Consider the following 16,909-nt stretch of genomic DNA (forward strand, 5'->3'; position numbering starts at 1 on the left):
GGCGTGGGGGTCGGACTGGGCGTCGGCGTGCTGCCCCCGCCGCCCCCGCCGCCGCACGACGTCAGGAGCAACGCCCCCATCGCGGAGAAGGCTGCTGAGCGGAAAAATTGGCTCTTGGTTCGCATGATCTTACCGCAACGCCCGGATCGCGCGCACGGCGCTACCCAGCGACGCCTGGAATTCGGCGGGCTTGTACGCGTTGGGATCCTTCACCGCGGCATAGGCGCGGTCGATGTCGCCGCGAATGCCCGCCGCGGCGCCGACGGTCACGCGCCCCGACGACACCATCGCGTTGAGCAACGTATCGACTCCCATCACCGCCTGCTGCGACCCCGAATAGTCGGTGAAGCGGTCGCCGATGGCTTTCGCCGAGATCGCATCGACCATCGCAAAGGCGTCGGTGCCCGAGAAACTGCGCGCCGCGAACGCGCTCTTCAGCGCCGCCACCGTCTGCGACAGCTGCGCCGCGGCGGCGACCGCGCTGGCACGGTCGGTCGCCATCGCTTTGTGAAAAGCCGCCGTGCGCGCCGCGAGCTGATCGGCGAGCGCGGGTGCGGCGAGCCGCGCGGCGGCGGCGAGCATGATCAGATTTTCGTCATTATACGGCGGCATCCCTTCTGGAATTTGACGCCCGGGGTTGTCGACGCCGGTGCGCACCGGTTTCGCCTGATCGAAGATACGGCGGTGGCAGCTGTGGCAGTCGAGGAAATAGAATTCGGGGAACATCCCCTCGGTCCCGCGGCGCGACTGGAACAGCGCCAGGCTGCGCTCGATCGCGGTCGCCTGTCCCACCGCCCACATCTGGACATGGTCGGTGCGCGCGCCCGCGGCGCCGAACTTGCGCCAGCCATAATCGGCGTCCTCCTGATGATGCGCCTGCAGCGACGAGAAGAGGTCGAGTTCAAAGGCGATGCGCGGATGCCCCGCGGCCATGATGCGGTGGGTGACGAATTGCCCGTCGCTGGCCGACCCGAAATGGCAATCGACGCACACCCCGGCGCGCACCACCGGATCCTCGAGCTTTTTCAGCCCCGCCGACAGGTTGGCAAGATGTTTGCCGCGCATTTCGGCGTCGGGATTGGCGTTGGTCCCGACCCCGGCATAATGGCTGGCAAGCCAGCCGCCCGCGGGGCCGTGGCACGATTCGCAACCGACGCCGTCCTCGGCCGGAACCGCGCGCGCGGTGCCCGCCGTGCTGTGGCAACCGAGACACATCTGCGCCTTGGCGGGATCACCGATCCCCAGGTTGCGCGCAATAAACTGGCTGCGATTGTTGCCGAGCACCGCCCAGGCGCGGCTGTGCGCGCCGCCGGGGGTCGAGGGCTCCTGCCATTTCATCAGCTCGTCCTGGCGCACGACGCTGCCGTCGCCCTCCATCCGGCCGTGGCAGGTCGATCCGGCGCACGAGGCGACGCCGGTGTAGCGCGCGGCGGGATCGCCCTGCGACCGCGCGGGCGGGGCAAAGACGAACGCCGCGACCGCGAGCGCCAGCAACAGCGCCGCGAACGCCGCTATGGCCGCCCACGGTCCTGCGCCGCGCCCCGAAATCGCGTCGGTCGTCATGCCCAGAGTCCCCTTATTTCCCGGCTGAACGCTTTTGCGCCTAAACCACCCCGAACGCCAGCATCGCATCGGCCACTTTCTTGAAGCCGCCGATGTTCGCGCCCTTCACATAGTCGATATAGCCGCCGCCCTGATCGCCATAGGTGATGCAGCTTTTGTGAATGCCGTCCATGATGTCTTTCAGCATCTGTTGCAGCTCGGGCTCGCTCCAGCTGCGGCGCCCACTGTTCTGGCTCATTTCCAGCCCCGACACCGCAACCCCGCCGGCGTTGGCGGCCTTGCCGGGCGCGAACATGATCTTCGCATCCTTGAAGACGTGCACGCCCTCCAGGTTCGTCGGCATGTTGGCGCCTTCGCTGACCGCGATACAGCCGTTCTTGACCAGTTCGCGCGCATCGTCGCCGAGCAGTTCGTTCTGCGTCGCGCAGGGCAAAGCGACGTCGCATTTGACCCCCCACGGCGTTTTCCCAGCGGTGAAGCTGGCGCCCTTAAACTCGTCGCAATATTCCTCGATCCGCCCGCGGCGGTGGGTCTTGTGCGTTTTGACCCAGTTGATCTTTTCCTGATCGATGCCGTCGGGATCGTGGATGAAGCCGCCCGAATCGGACAGGGTCAGCACCTTGCCGCCGAGCTGGACGATCTTTTCAGCCGCGTGGGTCGCGACATTGCCCGATCCCGAAATCACTGCCGTCTTGCCGACCAGATCCTGCCCCTTGGCGGCGAGCATGTTGGCAAGGAAGTAAACGGCCCCATAGCCGGTCGCCTCGGTGCGGATCAGCGAACCGCCCCATTCGAGCCCCTTGCCCGTCAGCACCCCGGTGAACTCGTTGGTGATGCGCTTATACTGGCCGAACATGAAGCCGATTTCGCGTCCCCCGACGCCGATGTCGCCCGCGGGCACGTCGATGTCGGCGCCGATGTGGCGATACAGCTCGGTCATGAAGCTCTGGCAAAAGCGCATGATCTCGCGCACGCTCTTGCCCTTGGGGTTGAAATTCGACCCGCCCTTGCCGCCGCCCATCGGCAATCCGGTCAGCGCATTTTTGAACGTTTGTTCAAAGGCGAGGAATTTGAGCACCGATTCGGTGACCGACGGGTGAAAGCGGATGCCGCCCTTATACGGGCCGATGGCGTTGTTGTTCTGGACACGCCAGCCGCGCTGGACACGGATATTGCCGTTGTCGTCCTCCCAACAGACGCGGAACGACACCACCCGGTCGGGCTCGGCGATGCGCCGCAAGATCTGCTGCGCGTGATATTCTTCCTTGTCGGCGATGAAGTCGAAAATATCTTCCGATACTTCCTGAACTGCCTGCACGAACTCCGGTTGCCCCGGGTTACGCTTTTTCACGCCTTCCATGAACGTCGAAAAATCGACGTGATCCGAAACTGCCATGCACCCCTCCCCTGAATGACTGGGAAAGCCGGTGCGACCCCGACGATTTTAATCGTTGACCGACCTTGTGGATCAAAGGCTACACCATCGCCAAGCAAAGGCAATATGACAGCGCGCACAGGCGGCGTTTTTTCGTGCGCCACGCAAAGGGGCAAAAAATGAACGAGACCGACGGCATGGCGGCAGAGGCCAAGCGGGGCATGACCGGCACCAATCGCACGATATTGATCGCTGCCTTTGTGCTGCTCGCAGCGGCGATCGGCTATGCGATCTGGCGCGATTCGGCGCCTGTGGGCGCCAATCCGGCGGCATCGAGCGGCGCGGCGCCGTCCGACCAGCTTGCGGTTTTGGAGGCGCGCACCAAGAGCGAACCGAACAGCGCCGAGGCGTGGACGGCGCTCGGTGCGGCGCGATTCGACCTCAGCGATTTTGCCGGTGCCGCGGCGGCGTATGAAAAAGCGACCGCGCTCTCGCCCGAGTCGGCGGGACTATGGTCGGCGCTGGGCGAGGCGCGGGTGATGGGAAGCGACAGCGACCCGATGCCCGCAGCGGCGCTCGCGGCGTTCGACAAGGCGATCGCGCTCGACGCCAAAGATCCCCGCGCGCGCTATTTCCTGGCGGTGAAGAAGGATATTGCGAAGGATCACAAGGGAGCGATCGAGGACTGGTTCGCGCTGCTCGAGGATACCCCGCAGGGCGCGCCATGGGAAGCCGATCTGCGCCGCACGATTGAGGAGGTTGGCAAGATCAGCGGCATCGAAGTCGCCAGCCGCCTCGCCAGAACCCAGCCGCGCCCGCTAACCGCCGACGAAATGCCTGTCGCGGCGCGCGCGATCCCGGGGCCAAGCCGGTCGGACATGGAGGCGGCTTCGCAGCTATCCAAAGGACAGCAGGATCAAATGATCCAGGGCATGGTCGACGGGCTGGAGGCCAAGCTGAAGGCCAATCCCGCCGACGTCGACCGCTGGATCATGCTGATGCGCAGCCGGATGACGCTGGGCGAAACCGCGAAAGCCGCGCAGGCGCTGAAGGACGGGATTGCCGCGAACCCGGGCGCGGCGGGGCGGCTCAAGGCGCAGGCGCAATTGCTGGGTGTGCCGGGGGCGTAAAAAACATTTGAAATTAGAACAAAGAGCGAATATCTAGCACTCTACCCGGGAGAGTGCCAATGTGCTTTGTCGAGTGAAAACAACATCAGGGAGAGATCAAATGTCCAAATATCTAGCGCTTATCGGACATCTAAAAGGATACACATATGACGATCGAGAAGATTGGACTTTGTAAACTACTCAAAATTCTTGGAGCCAAAGACGCGGACCGGCTCCGAATAATTCGGTCGGATTTGCGGGAAGAGAGAGCCAAGAAACTTCTCCTGCAAGAAAGCGGGGGCGATTTCTACGGTCCCTTTTGGGCCGATGCGAAAGCCCATGTTGCGGGCCGATCTAATCTTCGCATTACAACGATTCAACGGATCGCCGATTGGGATCAGCGTAAGACGCTTTATCCCACCTTGTGCGACGGTTTTCTCAAATGGCTCGAATTGGCCAGACGCGAAACCAACCAGCCGCTAGTTCCTACGGCCAAAGACTTCCACACGCGCTTCGAAATCCCCGACCTCCATCTTCTTTTGAAGATCGACAATGTGATGGGGCTGCAAGGTGAGGATAACCACGCGCGGTTGGTATATCCCTTTTTCTGCAAAGAGCATCGCTTGACTGAAAAGTGGGCACGGGTCGGACTGCGGCTAATGTCTAAAGGCTTCACCGAATTTGACTTGGATGAGCTTGAGATTCTCGACGTCATAGCCGGGGCTAGTTTTTCTGGTCGCACGATCAGACTGAACGGCGACGAAGAAGAAATCTTCCGTTCCAACTATCAAAGGCTCCACGCGGAATGGGCCGCATTGAGGCCGACTTACGGTCTCGACTAGCCCCCAACTCACCCCGCCATCAGCGCCGCGTTGCCGCCCGCCGCGGTGACGTCGGTGCTGATCGTCTTTTCCTCGGCAAAGCGGTGCAGATAATGCGGGCCGCCCGCTTTCGGGCCGGTCCCCGACAGGCCGCGCCCGCCGAAAGGCTGCGACCCGACGATCGCGCCGATCTGGTTGCGGTTGACATAGACGTTGCCGACGGCGGCGCGCGCCGCGATATGCGCCGCGACGCCGTCGATGCGGGTGTGGACGCCGAGCGTCAGGCCATAGCCCGAGGCGTTGATCGCATCGATCAGCGCGTCGAGCTCGCCGCCCTTCCATGTCGCGACATGCAATACCGGGCCGAAGATCTCACGCTTCAGGTCGGTGACATGGTCGAGGCGGATGACGACCGGCGGCACGAAATGACCGCCCGCAGGCAGATCGGTGCGCTGCGCTTCGGCGATCACCCGCCCCGCAGCGCGTGCTTCGGCGACATAGGCGGCGATGTTCGCCTGCGCCTCGTCGTCGATAATCGGGCCGACGTCGGTCGACAGCAGCGCCGAGTCGCCGATCTGGAGCTCGGCCATCGCACCCGCGACCATCGCGATCATCGTCTCGGCGACATCCTCTTGCACGCAGAGCAGGCGCAGCGCCGAGCAGCGCTGCCCCGCCGACTGAAAGGCCGAGGCGACGGCGTCGCGCGCGACCTGTTCGGGCAACGCGGTCGAATCGACGATCATCGCGTTGGCGCCGCCGGTCTCCGCAATCAGCGTCGCGATCGGGCCGTCGCGCAGCGCCAGCCCGCGGTTGATCGCGCGCGCGACCTCGGTCGATCCGGTAAAGGCGACGCCGCTGATGTCGGCGTGGCCGGTCAACGCCGCGCCAACGGTCTCGCCGCGACCGGGGAGGTAGTGGAGGACATCGCCGGGGATTCCCGCTTCGAGCAGCAGTTCGACCGCGGCGTGAGCGATGAGGGGTGTCTGTTCGGCGGGTTTGGCGAGCACGCTGTTCCCCGCGGCCAGCGCCGCCGCCACTTGGCCGAGGAAGATCGCGAGCGGGAAGTTCCATGGGCTGATGCACACGAACACGCCCTTGCCTTCGAGCATCAGCTCGTTGCGCTCGCCGGTCGGGCCGGGAAGGGCGACGGGGTAGGTGAAATCGGCGCGCGCCTGTCCTGCATAATAGCGCAGAAAATCGACCGCCTCGCGCACCTCGGCGATCGCATCGACCAGCGTCTTGCCGGCCTCGTCGATCGCGAGGCCCAGGAACAGCGCGTCATGTTCTTCGAGGAGGTCGGCGGCGCGTTCGAGGCGTTCGGCGCGGAAGGCGCCGCCCGCGAGGCTCCAATTGCCGTGCGCCGCACGCGCCGCGGCGACGGCATCGGTGACCGCAGCGCGGTCAGCCTCGATCACCTGACCCACGATAGCGCCCGTCGCGGGGTTGTGCACCGAGGCTCCCGCGCCGCCGCGCGCCACGCCGCCGACGATCGGCGCGGCAACGCGGTCGCTGCGCCGCGCTGCGCCGATCGCGGCGACCAGCGCCTCGGGGACGCCCGGTTCGCCAAGGTCATAGCCGCGCGAATTGCGGCGCGCCGGATCGAACAGGCCGATGCCGGTCGCGATCCTCGACGTCGCGGCACTGGCCACGCTGCGCGGGTCGACCGCGAGCTGTTCGGCGCTGACATCGGGGTCCGAAAACTGATGCACAAAGCTGGAGTTCGCGCCATTTTCGAGCAGGCGGCGGACGAGATAGGCGAGCAGGTCGCGGTGGGTGCCGACGGGGGCATAAACGCGCACCGGCCGCGGCGGCGGGAACAAGGCGACGAGCGCGTCATGCGCGCCCTCGCCCATCCCGTGCAGCCGCTGCAGTTCATAATCGGCGCCCGCGAACAATTCGGCAACGAACGCCAGCGTCATCGCGTTGTGGCTGGCGAACGCCGGATAGATGCAATCCTGCGCGTTCCGCAGCAGCTGGGCGCAGCGCATATAGTTGAGATCGGTGTGCAGTTTCGCGGTGAACACCGGGAAATCGGCCAGCCCCAGCGTCTGGGCGCGCTTGATCTCGGTATCCCAATAAGCGCCCTTGACGAGCCGCATCGACAGCTTGACCCCGCGGGCGCGGGCGCGCTCGGCCAGCCAGTCGATCACCGCGGGCGCGCGCTTCTGATACGCCTGGATCACGATGCCCAGCCCGGACCAGCCGTCGGCGATCCCCGCGTCGATCAGCGCCGCGAACACGTCCATATGCGGTTCCAGCCGGTCGCTTTCCTCGGCATCGATCATCAGCGGGATGTTCACCGCGCGTGCCGCCCGCGCAAGTTCGATCACCCGCGGCACCAGCTCGCCGATCACCCGCGCACGCTGCAGATATTCATAGCGCGGGTGGAGCGCCGACAGCTTGATCGAAATGCCATGGTTGGCGTGCGGATCGCCGGGCTTCGCGTCGCGGCCAATGCGCGTAATCGCGTCGGCATAGCTGTCATAATAACGCGCCGCATCCTCGGCAGTGCGCGCCGCCTCGCCGAGCATGTCGAAGCTGGCGAGCTCCGACTTTTCCTTATCGGCGCGCTTGACGGCGGCGTCGATCGTCTCGCCCATCACGAACTGCTGGCCGAGCAACTTCATCGCCGCGAGCGCCGCCTGACGGATCACCGGCTCGCCCGACCGGCGGACCATCGATTTGAGCAAGGTCAGCGGGTTCGCCTTGCTGCCCATCGCATCGAGCATCAAGGTCGCCGACCCCAGCGACAGCCCGCGCGCCGACAGCGCGACGATCAGCGGGCTGTCCTCATCCTCGCCCTCTTTCCAATGGCGCCCGGCGATCTTGTCACGGATCAGCGCATTGGCGGTCGCGCTGTCGGGGACGCGCAGCAGCGCCTCGGCGAGGCACATCAGCACCACGCCTTCCTCGGTCGACAGGCGATAGCGGTTCATCAACTGGGCGACGAGCGTCTCGCGGTCGCCCTCGGCCTTCGCCTTGCGGATCAGATCGAGACCGCGCCGGGTGACCGCGTCGATACTGGCCGATGAGGTGGCCAGGGCGGCGCGCAGGTCGGCGACGATGTCGGCTTCGCTGCGGCGGGCGAGGGCGCGAAGGGTGGCGCGGTCGATGGGCTGGGTCATGGCCGCACCATATCGCAGGATTGCACGGCGATCCGACTGATTGTTCGCATCGGGATTTATGTTTTGACCTATTATCGGATCAGATTTAGGCGATTCGTATGAAAGATAAGCCCAATGCAGTCGATCTGGACGACTTCGACCGAAAAATCCTGGCGATTCTGCGCCAGGACGGTCGCATCACCTTTACCGATCTGGCGCAGCATGTTGGCCTGTCGAAGACCCCTTGTCAGCAACGCGTCCGGCGGCTGGTGGACAAGGGCGTGATCACCGGCTTCGCGGCGATCGTCGACCCGGCCAAAGTCGGCCTTGATCATGTCGCCTTTGCCGAGGTGAAGCTGTCCGACACGCGCGAGGCGGCGCTCAAGCAATTCAACATCGCGGTGCGCGCGATTCCTGAGGTCGAGGAATGCCACATGATCGCGAGCAGCTTCGACTATCTGCTCAAGGTCCGCACCGTCGACATCCGCCGCTATCGCATCGTGCTGGGCGAAAAAATCTCCAGCCTGCCGCACGTCGCCAGCACCTCGACCTTTGTCGCGATGGAAACGATCAGCGAAACGACGCGCTGACACCGATATTGACCGCCGCGCGCAGCTGTGCCAATCGCGCAGCGCCGAGCGGGTGTAGCTCAATGGTAGAGCTTTTGCTTCCCAAGCAAGTGACGAGGGTTCGATTCCCTTCACCCGCTCCAACACCTTCCCCCTGATTGTCTATATCGTGTCGCGTCGTCCATTTTTGGGGCGCTATTCCGCTGCAAATTGTCTATGGGTGTCTCGGGACGTCGCCGCACAGCAACCCCGCTTAGGGGACCAGGATGGGGGCCACGCCCGATTCGACGGACATCATGGCCCCCGCGCATGGGGGCCAATTCAGGCGAGGGCGCAGATAACGTGGCACTGACTGACACCGCAATTCGCAACGCGAAGCCTCGCGAAAAGCCATACAAGATGGGCGATAGCCTTGGCCTCTTTCTGCTCGTGCAACCGACCGGCGGGAAGCTGTGGCGTCTGAAATATCGGATCGAGGGCCGCGAAAAGAAGCTCGGGCTCGGCACCTATCCCGACGTGTCGCTGAGCGAGGCGCGGAGGCGGCGCGACGTCGCCCGCGAATCGGTTGCCGACGGGAAAGACCCTTCGCGGGAAAAGCAGCGGGATAAGATTCGCTCTCAAGCGATGGCCGAAAATACCTTTGCCACGATCACAACCGAATACTGCGCAAAGAAAAAACGCGACGGCCAAAAAGGCTGGTCGGAAGGAAAGCTTTCGAGTATGTGCATTGCATCGATACGTCGCGTCGCACCGCGATGCTTCAGACGGCACAGCGCTGCGTCGGGTATCCCCATTGTATCGGCGATCGCCAGCAAACTGACCCGGTCATCGCCGCGAACCAGTTGCAGCAATCGCGAAAGTATCCGTTCGAGCCGCGCCTGCCCGGCGGCAGCCAAGGATTCGATTGCATCACGCTCGACAGGCTGCCGCAAATTGAGCAGTTGTCGCGAAAGGTAACGATCGGCATTTGCCTCTTTAAGCTGCCGCCGTTCATCCGTGCGCCGACGCAGAAACAGCAGGAAGATCGCGACAAGCGATGCTGCCGCGAACAGCAACGACGCGCCGATCGCGACATGCAGCGGATCGAACAGCAAGGTGTTCCACAAGTTCAAAAGCGGATGCTCGCCGACAGAATCGCGGCATTGCGGGTGTAACTCTGTGCCCGGCGATCATGTTCGTAGGTGGCGCGAAGCGTCACATGCTCGGCAAGGTCGATGATCGCACCGGCAAAAGCCGATCGGGTTCGGCGCGTGATGCCCGCCTCTGTATCGGGATAAGTCGCGCCTCCCAGAAAGAAGCGGAGCCCACCGCCAGCGTCGAGATCGCCGCGCGCAGACCAGCCGCTGCGATGACCGTCGTTCCACAGATGGATCGATTTGATCGCGAAAGACCATCGTTCATCGCGGGTGTGCAGCCGGAATCCCGGCTCGATCGCCCATACACGAGCCTCCGCATAATCGAGGTAGCGAAGGTCGAGCGTGCCGCTGATATTGGGATGCAGCCTTGCTTCGCCGCCTGTCCGGACACCCCAGCGCTCGCGAAAATCGGCCTCTGGCGTTGCGGTGGCGGCAATATAGCCGCTCGACGATCCGCCCAAACGAACATCGGCGCGCAAAGCCACGCTCGTATCGATCACGCCTTGGCGGCTTTCGCGGTCGAACGAAGCGGTCAGCGTCGCCCGGCTCGAGACCGGCAAAGCGAGCGCAATGCTGCTGTCGTACCAGGTTGCGCCGCCGCCGCGATCAAAGGCAACATCGACGATCGACTGTGACAGGCTGAGCGTCGGGCGACCACCGTGGCTCCGCGCGTCGCGGCGCCACGCTGCGATCGAAGCCCGGAGCGGCGCTAGTTCGACGTGCCTCGGATCCGCGGCTTCGATCTCTGTGGCTGTTGCAGAGGCCTCGCTTATGCGGCCTGCCCAGAGATAGGCGCGCGCCAGTGCCAACGCGATGTCTTGATCGGTGGGCGCGATGGCGCGGCCCTCCCGCAGGGTTGCGATAGCCTCATCGTAACGCCCGGCAAAGGCATAGCTCGTCCCGAGAAGTCGCAGCACCGTCGCATCGCCGGGGTGGGCGTTGTTCTCGGCTTCGAGCAAGGTGATCGCGGTCGCAAAGTCGCCGACGTTTCTTGCCGCGGTGGCGCGATCGATGGGCGATGGCGCGGATTCGGCGGCCGCCACCGGCGATGGTGCGGCAACGATCAACAGGATTGCAAAAGCGTCAATCCGAAGCATCGGCGGCGCGGGATTTGTTCAGCACGGCGCGGACACGAAGAAGAAACTCGTCGGGAATGAACGGCTTGGTTACATAATCATCGGCGCCCGATTGTAGCGCACCGACGACGTCGTCGCGCGCCTTGCGCGCCGTCAGCATGATGATCGGAATCGATTGCGTCTCGGCGCGACCCTTCAGCCAGCCCAGCGCCTGCGGACCGGAAAGCACGGGCATCATCGAATCGAGGATGATGAGGTCGGGCAGCATGGCGACCGCGGCGTCGCACACCGCTTGGCCATCGGTTACGATGTCGACCCGGTGGCCATCGGCCTCGAGCTTGAAGCGAACAAGCTCGCCGAGAAGCGGATCGTCGTCCGCCAATATGATATAAGCCATGCCACTGTTCCTCAGGCCCCCGCGCAAATATGCTTAACGGTTGTTGGCATATCGTTATTAAGCGAGCGTTTTTGAGCCGGGACGTTCGATGAAAGGGGCAACCCGATCATCCCAAGATTGAAGACCGGCTTATCCGCCACCCGCTGTGACACATTGTGTCACACCTGACGACACCGGCACACAGGCAAATCCGCTAAGCAAGTGGGAAATAAGGCTTTTTGGGAAGCTCTGGATGCCCCGCGAGGATTCGAACCTCGATAGGCGGTATCAGAAACCGCAGTCTTACCATTAGACGACAGGGCAATCGTGAGGCGGGCGCAATATGATTGCACGGCCGCGCTGTCAAGGCCGCTCTGTCCGCCCGCACAAGGTCGCTTGCCCTGCCGCATTTCGCCGCTAGCATCGCCGCATAACAGAAAGGGGCCGCGCGCCCGCGCGGACACCCGGAGGAGTGGGTTGATGCGTCATGTCGCGATCGTGGGGTCGGGCCCCGCGGGCTATTACACCGCCGAAACTTTGCAGAAAGCGGAGGATATTGCGGTCGACGTCATCGACCGCCTGCCCGTTCCTTATGGTTTGATCCGCACCGGCGTCGCCCCCGATCATCAGTCGATCAAGGCGGTGTCGCGGCGCTATGAGGGTACCGCGCTGGCCGACAATGTCCGCTTTGTCGGCCATGTGTCGGTGGGCACCGACGTGACGATCGACGAGCTGGTCGGCCTGTACGACGCGGTGGTGCTGGCGACGGGCGCGCCGAACGACCGGCCGCTGGGAATTCCCGGCGCCGAGCTGCCCGGGGTGATCGGCAGCGCCGCCTTCGTCGGCTGGTATAACGGCCATCCCGATTTTGCCGGGCTGAACCCGCCGCTGGGCGCCGCCGGGGTCGCGGTGATCGGCAACGGCAATGTCGCGCTGGACGTGGCGCGCATCCTGGCCAAGACCGCCGCCGAATTTGCCGGCAGCGACATCGTCGCCCATGCCCGTGATCAGCTGGCGGCGAGCGCAGTCCGCCAGATCCACATCCTGGGCCGCCGCGGCCCGCACCAGATCGCGATGACCCCCAAGGAGCTCGGCGAGCTGGGCCATCTCGAGCGCGCCAGCCCGCGGGTCGACCCCGCCGACCTGCCCCCCGAGGGCGACGACGCGCTGCTCGAACCCGGGATGCGCAAGTCGGTCACCCATTTGCGCAGCTTCGCCGCCAACCCCGTCGCCAAGCCGGTGACGATCGATTTCGATTTTTTCGCGATGCCGGTGGCGATCGAGGGCGCCAAAGACAATGGGGGCACGGCGCAGCGGGTCATCGTCGAGCGCACGACGCTGGGCGCCGACCTCAGCAGCCATGGCAGCGGCGAAACCTATGCGATCGACGCGGGGCTGGTCATCAGCTGCATCGGGTACCAGACCCCGCCGATCCCCGGCGTCCCCTATGAACATGGCCGCGGCCGCTTTGCCAATGACGACGGGCGGATCCTGCCCGGCCTTTACTGCGTCGGCTGGGCGCGGCGCGGACCGTCGGGGACGATCGGCACCAACAAGCCCGACGGCGCGCGAGTCGCCGAAATGGTGCTGGAGGATGTCGGCCGCGGCGGAGGCAAGGCAGGGCGGCCCGGACTCGACGCATTGCTGGCGAGCCGCGGCGTGACGCCGGTCACCTTCGCCGACTGGCGGCGGATCGAGGCCGCCGAAGTCGCCGCGGCGCTCGACGGCAACCCGCGCGAAAAATTCGTCAGTGTCGAGGCGATGCTGGAAGCCATCGGTCGTTGAAAGACCGCGTCCGCACCGCGCTGCGCTGGCTGCTCGCGCTCGCTTATGGCTATGCCGGCTGGGCGCATCTGGCGCGGCCGACGCCGTTTCTGGCGATCACCCCGCCATGGGTGCCGCAGCCCGACCTGATCGTCGCCGCCACCGGGGTGGCCGAAATTTTGGGCGCGATCGGGCTGATGATCCCGGCGACGCGCAAGGCGGCGGGTTGGGGACTCGCGCTCTATGCGCTATGCGTGTGGCCGGCGAATTTCCACCATGCGCTCGCCAATATTGCCATTGGCGGCGAGACGTTGAGCTGGTGGTACCACGGCCCGCGGCTGGCGCTGCAGCCCGTCATCATCTGGTGGGCGCTATGGGCGAGCGGGGCGGTCGAATGGCCGTTTGTGAAAGCCGCCAAATAACGTTGCCCCCGCGGAGGCGGGGGCCGCTAGCGGATATTGCTAAGCGCCGCTGCGTAAACCGGCAGCGGCCCCCGCCTTCGCGGGGGCGACGTGCGCCTTACTTCACCACCGGCGTTTCGACCGGCGGCTGGCCCTTCTGGCTCGCCGCATAGGCCTCGACCGCCTTCAGCACCCGAAGCATGTTGCCGCTCGCGATCTTCTCCAGCTCGGCCTGGCTATAACCGCGCCGCGCCAGTTCGGTGAACAGCGCCGGGTATCCCGCGACATCCTCCATCCCGACCGGCGCCGAATCCATCCCGTCATAATCGCCGCCCAGCCCGATATGATCGACGCCGATCGTTGTCTTGAGATGATCGATATGTTCGGCGACCTGAGCGATCTGGGTCTTGGGCGCCGGGTTCGCAGCCTCCCACGTCTTGAGCGCCGCGGTGACCGCGGCGGGATCGCCCGAATATTGCGCCTTCAACCGTGCTTCGAGCGCGGTGCGGTCGAGCCCGTGCGCGCGCACCGCGGGATCGAGGAAACCGGGGAGGAACACGATCATCACGATGCCGCCATTCGCCTTGACCGCGGGCAGCACCGAATCGGGCACATTGCGCGGATGGTCGTTGACCGCGCGCACCCCCGAATGGCTGAACATCACCGGCGCCTTCGTGGTTGCGAGCGCGCCCTTCATCGTCGCTTCGCTGACGTGGCTCAAATCGACGATCATCCCGATCCGGTTCATTTCGCGCACCACCTGGCGCCCGAAATCGGTGAGCCCGTCATGTTTCGGTGCGTCGGTCGCGCTATCGGCCCACGGCACATTCTTGCTGTGGGTCAGCGTCATGTAGCGCACGCCCATGCCGAACATCTCGCGCAGCACCGCGAGTGAGGAGCCGATCGACTGGCCGCCCTCGATCCCCAGCATCCCGGCAACCTTGCCTGCCCTCATCTGGGCTTGCAGTTCGCCGCTCGTCGCGGCGAGCGACAGGTCATTCGGGTAACGCGCGATCAGTCGCTTCATCACGTCGATCTGCTCGATCGTCTGTTGGATCGCCTGCGGCTCGTTGGTGTTCGACGGCACATAGACCGACCAGAATTGCGCCCCGACATGGCCTTTGCGCAGGCGATTAAGATCGGTGTGCATCGCGATCCGCGGCGGGGTCGCGTCGGGTTTGGCGGTGTCGGTGGTGTCGACGAAATCGAAATCGTTGATAACATTGTCGGCATGTCCGCGCAGCGCCCAGGGCACATCATTATGCCCGTCGAAGACCGGCGCGCGCTTCAGCGCGGCTTCGGCGACGGCCTCGGGCGATTTCTGCGCCGCGGCGGGGGTGGACAAAAGGGCGAGAGCGGCAAGGCCGGCGAGCAGGGAGGGTTTGTGCATGGGGGCGACCTTAAGTGCTTGAGCGGATGACGCAAGCCCGCGGCGAAGGGCGCGACCGAAACGCCGACTTGACGTTTACGTCAACCACGCGCAGCATCGTCGCCATGACAGCCTTCGACGACTGGCGCGCGCGCTCGCCCTATTATGACGAAACCCATGAGGCGCTGGCGCAGAGCGTCCGCCGTTTCGTCAGCCGTGAGATTGCGCCGTACATCGATCGCTGGGAGGCCGAAGGCGAACTGCCGCGCGAATTGCACAAGAAAGCTGCGGACGCGGGCATATTGGGGCTGCGCTATCCCGAACAATATGGCGGCCATTCCGACGGCTTCGACAATTTCCACAGCCTTGTCCTGGCCGAAGAACTCGCCGCGGTCGGCGCAGGCGGGCTCGGTGCGTCGCTGATGACGCACGGCATCGGGCTGCCGCCGATCCTCGCGCTGGGATCGGAGGAATTGAAACAGCGCGTCGCGCCGCCGGTGCTCAGCGGCGACAAGATCATCGCGCTTGGTATTACCGAGGCGGGGGGCGGCAGCGACGTCGCCAATCTCAAGACCACCGCGGTCAGGGACGGCGACCATTATATCGTCAACGGCGGCAAGATGTTCATCACCAGCGGCATGCGCGCCGACTGGCTGACTTGCGCGGTGCGCACCGGCGGTCCCGGGGCGGGGGGCATCTCGCTGTTGCTGATCGAGATGGACAGTCCCGGGGTCGAGCGCGCCCGGCTCGACAAGATGGGCTGGCGGTGCAGCGACACCGCGGCGATCCATTTCAGCGACGTCCGCGTCGCCGCGACCAACCTGATCGGCCCCGAGAATGGCGGCTTCATCGGCATCATGCGCAATTTCAATTCGGAACGGCTCGGCATGGCGATGGGCTGCTGCGCTTATGCCCGCGTCGCGATGGCCGAGGCCGCCGACTGGGCGCAAAACCGCGAAACCTTCGGCAAGCCGCTCGTCGGGCACCAGTCGATCCGCATCAAACTCGCCGACATGGAGCGCCAGATCGAAGCGACGCAGGCGTGGGTCGACCTCTGCGCCTGGCAGGTCAAAACCGGCAAGGACCGCCCCGCCGACTTCGCGATGCTGAAGGTGCAGGCGACACGGATGCTGGAGGCGGTGGCGCGCGAGGCAGCACAAGTGCTGGGCGGCGCGTCCTATATCACCGGCAGCAAGGTCGAACGCATCTATCGCGAGGTGCGGGTCAACGCGATCGGCGGCGGCAGCGAGGAAATCATGCTCGACCTGGCGGGTCGGCAATTGTTCGGCGGCAAGCGTTAGCTGGTAAGTCGCCACGCGTAGCGGTCGAGGCGCGCCAGCTGCGCCATCAGCGCGCCGAGCAGCACCAGTTCGACCAGCGCCGTCGCGACGATCAGCGCATGCGCCGAATCGCCGGTTGCGCCCTGGAACGCGCGCACCAGACTGGCCCCGACCGACAGCGCCAGACTTCCCGCGGCAAAATGCAGCCAGCGGCGCACCGGCGCGATCCGCCGCCGCGACGCCAGCCACCACGCCACCCCGATACACCCCAGCGCCGCAACCAGCCCGCCGCGATCGAACCAGACCAGCGGATCGGCGCCGCCCGGAAGGTCGAGAATGACGGTCCGCAGCCGCATCAGCAGCAGGGTCGCGCCGCCGAGCAGCGCCGCGGCGACACACGAGCGCCGCAGCCGGTCGGGCAGCGCCGCCTCGGCATAAGCGCGCGCGATTTCGGCGGGGCGCCCGAAACGCCGCACCGCATCGGCCTCACCCACCTGTTCGGCGGTGTCGCATAGATGCGATTCGATTTCGTCGCGCACCCGCCGCGACAGGCGCGGATCGAACGCCAGCACATCGTCGAGCTCGTCGAGATAGGTGGCGATCGGCCCGCTCATGCCCGCGACCCCAGCACCAGATCGATGCCGCTGGCAAAGCTCTGCCAGCCCGCGCGCCGTTCGACCAGCGACTGGCGGCCACCGTCGGTCAGCGCATAGACGCGGCGCTTGCGCCCGCCGTCGGGCTGAACCCAGCGGCTCGACAGCAGCCCCGCAAGCTCGAGCCGGTGCAGCGCCGGATAGATCGTCCCTTCGGGCAAATCGAAATGGCCGCCGCTGCGCGCGCGAATCGCTTCGATGATCGCATAGCCGTGCAACGCCTCGTCGCCGATCGTGGCGAGCAGCACGGCGTCGAGATGGCCCTTGAGCATTTCCGCAGACATGCCGGCCGATTTAGCTTTGCAACGCTAGG

The 16,909-nt window shown here is 65.1% G+C and carries 15 protein-coding genes, 2 tRNA genes and 1 pseudogene; 8 read left to right on the forward strand and 10 right to left on the reverse strand.

Features of this window, described 5'->3' with window-relative positions:
- Window positions 1-129: 129 nt before the first annotated feature.
- Both FFS68_RS13070 and gdhA read right to left on the reverse strand, forming a co-directional pair.
- Window positions 130-1,563 (reverse strand): multiheme c-type cytochrome, encoded by a 1,434-nt coding sequence (locus tag FFS68_RS13070; RefSeq protein ID WP_137753648.1) that lies wholly within the window; start codon window positions 1,561-1,563, stop codon window positions 130-132.
- A gap of 40 nt (window positions 1,564-1,603) precedes the next feature.
- Window positions 1,604-2,959, reverse strand: a complete 1,356-nt coding sequence (gene gdhA / locus FFS68_RS13075; protein WP_137753649.1) for an NADP-specific glutamate dehydrogenase — start codon at window positions 2,957-2,959, stop codon at window positions 1,604-1,606.
- Window positions 2,960-3,117: 158 nt separating this feature from the next.
- Here gdhA and FFS68_RS13080 point away from each other — a divergent pair, with 158 nt between their 5' ends.
- Together FFS68_RS13080 and FFS68_RS13085 are read left to right on the forward strand one after the other, a co-directional pair.
- Window positions 3,118-4,068, forward strand: coding sequence for a tetratricopeptide repeat protein (locus FFS68_RS13080; protein ID WP_249340151.1), 951 nt, complete (start codon window positions 3,118-3,120; stop codon window positions 4,066-4,068).
- A 146-nt stretch (window positions 4,069-4,214) separates the two neighbouring features.
- The gene (locus tag FFS68_RS13085) at window positions 4,215-4,889 is read left to right on the forward strand and encodes a hypothetical protein (protein WP_137753650.1); all 675 of its coding nucleotides are present in this window, start codon (window positions 4,215-4,217) and stop codon (window positions 4,887-4,889) included.
- 8 nt (window positions 4,890-4,897) lie between these two features.
- On the opposite strand, the gene putA is transcribed toward FFS68_RS13085, so the two are convergent.
- Window positions 4,898-7,993: a bifunctional proline dehydrogenase/L-glutamate gamma-semialdehyde dehydrogenase PutA gene (gene putA / locus FFS68_RS13090; RefSeq protein ID WP_137753651.1), complete on the reverse strand. Its 3,096-nt coding sequence runs from the start codon at window positions 7,991-7,993 to the stop codon at window positions 4,898-4,900.
- Window positions 7,994-8,091: 98 nt separating this feature from the next.
- Here putA and FFS68_RS13095 point away from each other — a divergent pair, with 98 nt between their 5' ends.
- The 3 genes and pseudogenes from FFS68_RS13095 to FFS68_RS18220 form a co-directional block, all read left to right on the forward strand.
- Window positions 8,092-8,562 carry an Lrp/AsnC family transcriptional regulator gene (locus tag FFS68_RS13095; RefSeq protein WP_137753652.1) on the forward strand — a complete coding sequence of 157 codons (471 nt, stop codon included), beginning with the start codon at window positions 8,092-8,094 and terminating at the stop codon, window positions 8,560-8,562.
- Window positions 8,563-8,610: 48 nt separating this feature from the next.
- A tRNA-Gly gene (locus tag FFS68_RS13100) sits at window positions 8,611-8,684 on the forward strand.
- Window positions 8,685-8,850: 166 nt separating this feature from the next.
- A pseudogene (locus FFS68_RS18220) lies at window positions 8,851-9,132 on the forward strand (Arm DNA-binding domain-containing protein); the annotation flags it as partial.
- 26 nt (window positions 9,133-9,158) lie between these two features.
- Here the strand turns inward: FFS68_RS18220 and FFS68_RS18130 are convergent.
- From FFS68_RS18130 to FFS68_RS13120, 4 genes are all read right to left on the reverse strand, one after another.
- Entirely contained in the window at window positions 9,159-9,653 is a 495-nt protein-coding gene (locus FFS68_RS18130; protein ID WP_249340153.1) for a hypothetical protein, read from the reverse strand.
- Window positions 9,650-10,774: a YaiO family outer membrane beta-barrel protein gene (locus FFS68_RS13110; protein WP_137753654.1), complete on the reverse strand. Its 1,125-nt coding sequence runs from the start codon at window positions 10,772-10,774 to the stop codon at window positions 9,650-9,652. The genes FFS68_RS18130 and FFS68_RS13110 overlap by 4 nt, the downstream gene beginning before the upstream one ends.
- Complete coding sequence (locus FFS68_RS13115) at window positions 10,761-11,150, reverse strand: response regulator (protein ID WP_137753655.1); 390 nt, start codon at window positions 11,148-11,150, stop codon at window positions 10,761-10,763. Before FFS68_RS13115 ends, FFS68_RS13110 begins: the two co-directional genes overlap by 14 nt.
- Before the next feature lie 229 nt (window positions 11,151-11,379).
- Window positions 11,380-11,453, reverse strand: a tRNA-Gln gene (locus FFS68_RS13120).
- 156 nt (window positions 11,454-11,609) lie between these two features.
- Between FFS68_RS13120 and FFS68_RS13125 the strand changes: the two genes are divergently transcribed.
- Together FFS68_RS13125 and FFS68_RS13130 are read left to right on the forward strand one after the other, a co-directional pair.
- A complete protein-coding gene (locus FFS68_RS13125; protein WP_137753656.1) occupies window positions 11,610-12,914 on the forward strand; it encodes an FAD-dependent oxidoreductase in 1,305 nt (434 codons plus the stop codon).
- A complete protein-coding gene (locus tag FFS68_RS13130; protein WP_171003872.1) occupies window positions 12,911-13,315 on the forward strand; it encodes a DoxX family protein in 405 nt (134 codons plus the stop codon). Before FFS68_RS13125 ends, FFS68_RS13130 begins: the two co-directional genes overlap by 4 nt.
- Before the next feature lie 97 nt (window positions 13,316-13,412).
- Here the strand turns inward: FFS68_RS13130 and FFS68_RS13135 are convergent, their stop codons facing one another.
- A complete protein-coding gene (locus FFS68_RS13135; RefSeq protein WP_137753657.1) occupies window positions 13,413-14,684 on the reverse strand; it encodes a dipeptidase in 1,272 nt (423 codons plus the stop codon).
- A gap of 104 nt (window positions 14,685-14,788) precedes the next feature.
- Between FFS68_RS13135 and FFS68_RS13140 the strand changes: the two genes are divergently transcribed.
- Window positions 14,789-15,964, forward strand: a complete 1,176-nt coding sequence (locus tag FFS68_RS13140) for an acyl-CoA dehydrogenase family protein (protein WP_137753658.1) — start codon at window positions 14,789-14,791, stop codon at window positions 15,962-15,964.
- Here FFS68_RS13140 and FFS68_RS13145 read toward each other — a convergent pair.
- On the reverse strand, window positions 15,961-16,557 hold the full coding sequence (locus tag FFS68_RS13145) for a hypothetical protein (protein ID WP_137753659.1): 597 nt from the start codon (window positions 16,555-16,557) through the stop codon (window positions 15,961-15,963). The two genes, FFS68_RS13140 and FFS68_RS13145, sit on opposite strands and share 4 nt — an antisense overlap.
- A complete protein-coding gene (locus FFS68_RS13150; RefSeq protein ID WP_137753660.1) occupies window positions 16,554-16,880 on the reverse strand; it encodes a helix-turn-helix transcriptional regulator in 327 nt (108 codons plus the stop codon). Before FFS68_RS13150 ends, FFS68_RS13145 begins: the two co-directional genes overlap by 4 nt.
- Between the last annotated feature and the right edge of the window lie 29 nt (window positions 16,881-16,909).

The organism is Sphingopyxis sp. L1A2A (assembly GCF_005502465.1).
Classification (GTDB): Bacteria; Pseudomonadota; Alphaproteobacteria; order Sphingomonadales; family Sphingomonadaceae; genus Sphingopyxis.

Coding starts and splice junctions, on each gene's coding strand:
- FFS68_RS13070 (WP_137753648.1), bottom strand. CDS start 1,563: ATGACGACCGACGCGATTTCGGGGCGCGGCGCAGGACCGTGGGCGGCC.
- gdhA (WP_137753649.1), bottom strand. CDS start 2,959: ATGGCAGTTTCGGATCACGTCGATTTTTCGACGTTCATGGAAGGCGTG.
- FFS68_RS13080 (WP_249340151.1), top strand. CDS start 3,118: ATGAACGAGACCGACGGCATGGCGGCAGAGGCCAAGCGGGGCATGACC.
- FFS68_RS13085 (WP_137753650.1), top strand. CDS start 4,215: ATGACGATCGAGAAGATTGGACTTTGTAAACTACTCAAAATTCTTGGA.
- putA (WP_137753651.1), bottom strand. CDS start 7,993: ATGACCCAGCCCATCGACCGCGCCACCCTTCGCGCCCTCGCCCGCCGC.
- FFS68_RS13095 (WP_137753652.1), top strand. CDS start 8,092: ATGAAAGATAAGCCCAATGCAGTCGATCTGGACGACTTCGACCGAAAA.
- FFS68_RS13110 (WP_137753654.1), bottom strand. CDS start 10,774: ATGCTTCGGATTGACGCTTTTGCAATCCTGTTGATCGTTGCCGCACCA.
- FFS68_RS13115 (WP_137753655.1), bottom strand. CDS start 11,150: ATGGCTTATATCATATTGGCGGACGACGATCCGCTTCTCGGCGAGCTT.
- FFS68_RS13125 (WP_137753656.1), top strand. CDS start 11,610: ATGCGTCATGTCGCGATCGTGGGGTCGGGCCCCGCGGGCTATTACACC.
- FFS68_RS13135 (WP_137753657.1), bottom strand. CDS start 14,684: ATGCACAAACCCTCCCTGCTCGCCGGCCTTGCCGCTCTCGCCCTTTTG.
- FFS68_RS13140 (WP_137753658.1), top strand. CDS start 14,789: ATGACAGCCTTCGACGACTGGCGCGCGCGCTCGCCCTATTATGACGAA.
- FFS68_RS13145 (WP_137753659.1), bottom strand. CDS start 16,557: ATGAGCGGGCCGATCGCCACCTATCTCGACGAGCTCGACGATGTGCTG.
- FFS68_RS13150 (WP_137753660.1), bottom strand. CDS start 16,880: ATGTCTGCGGAAATGCTCAAGGGCCATCTCGACGCCGTGCTGCTCGCC.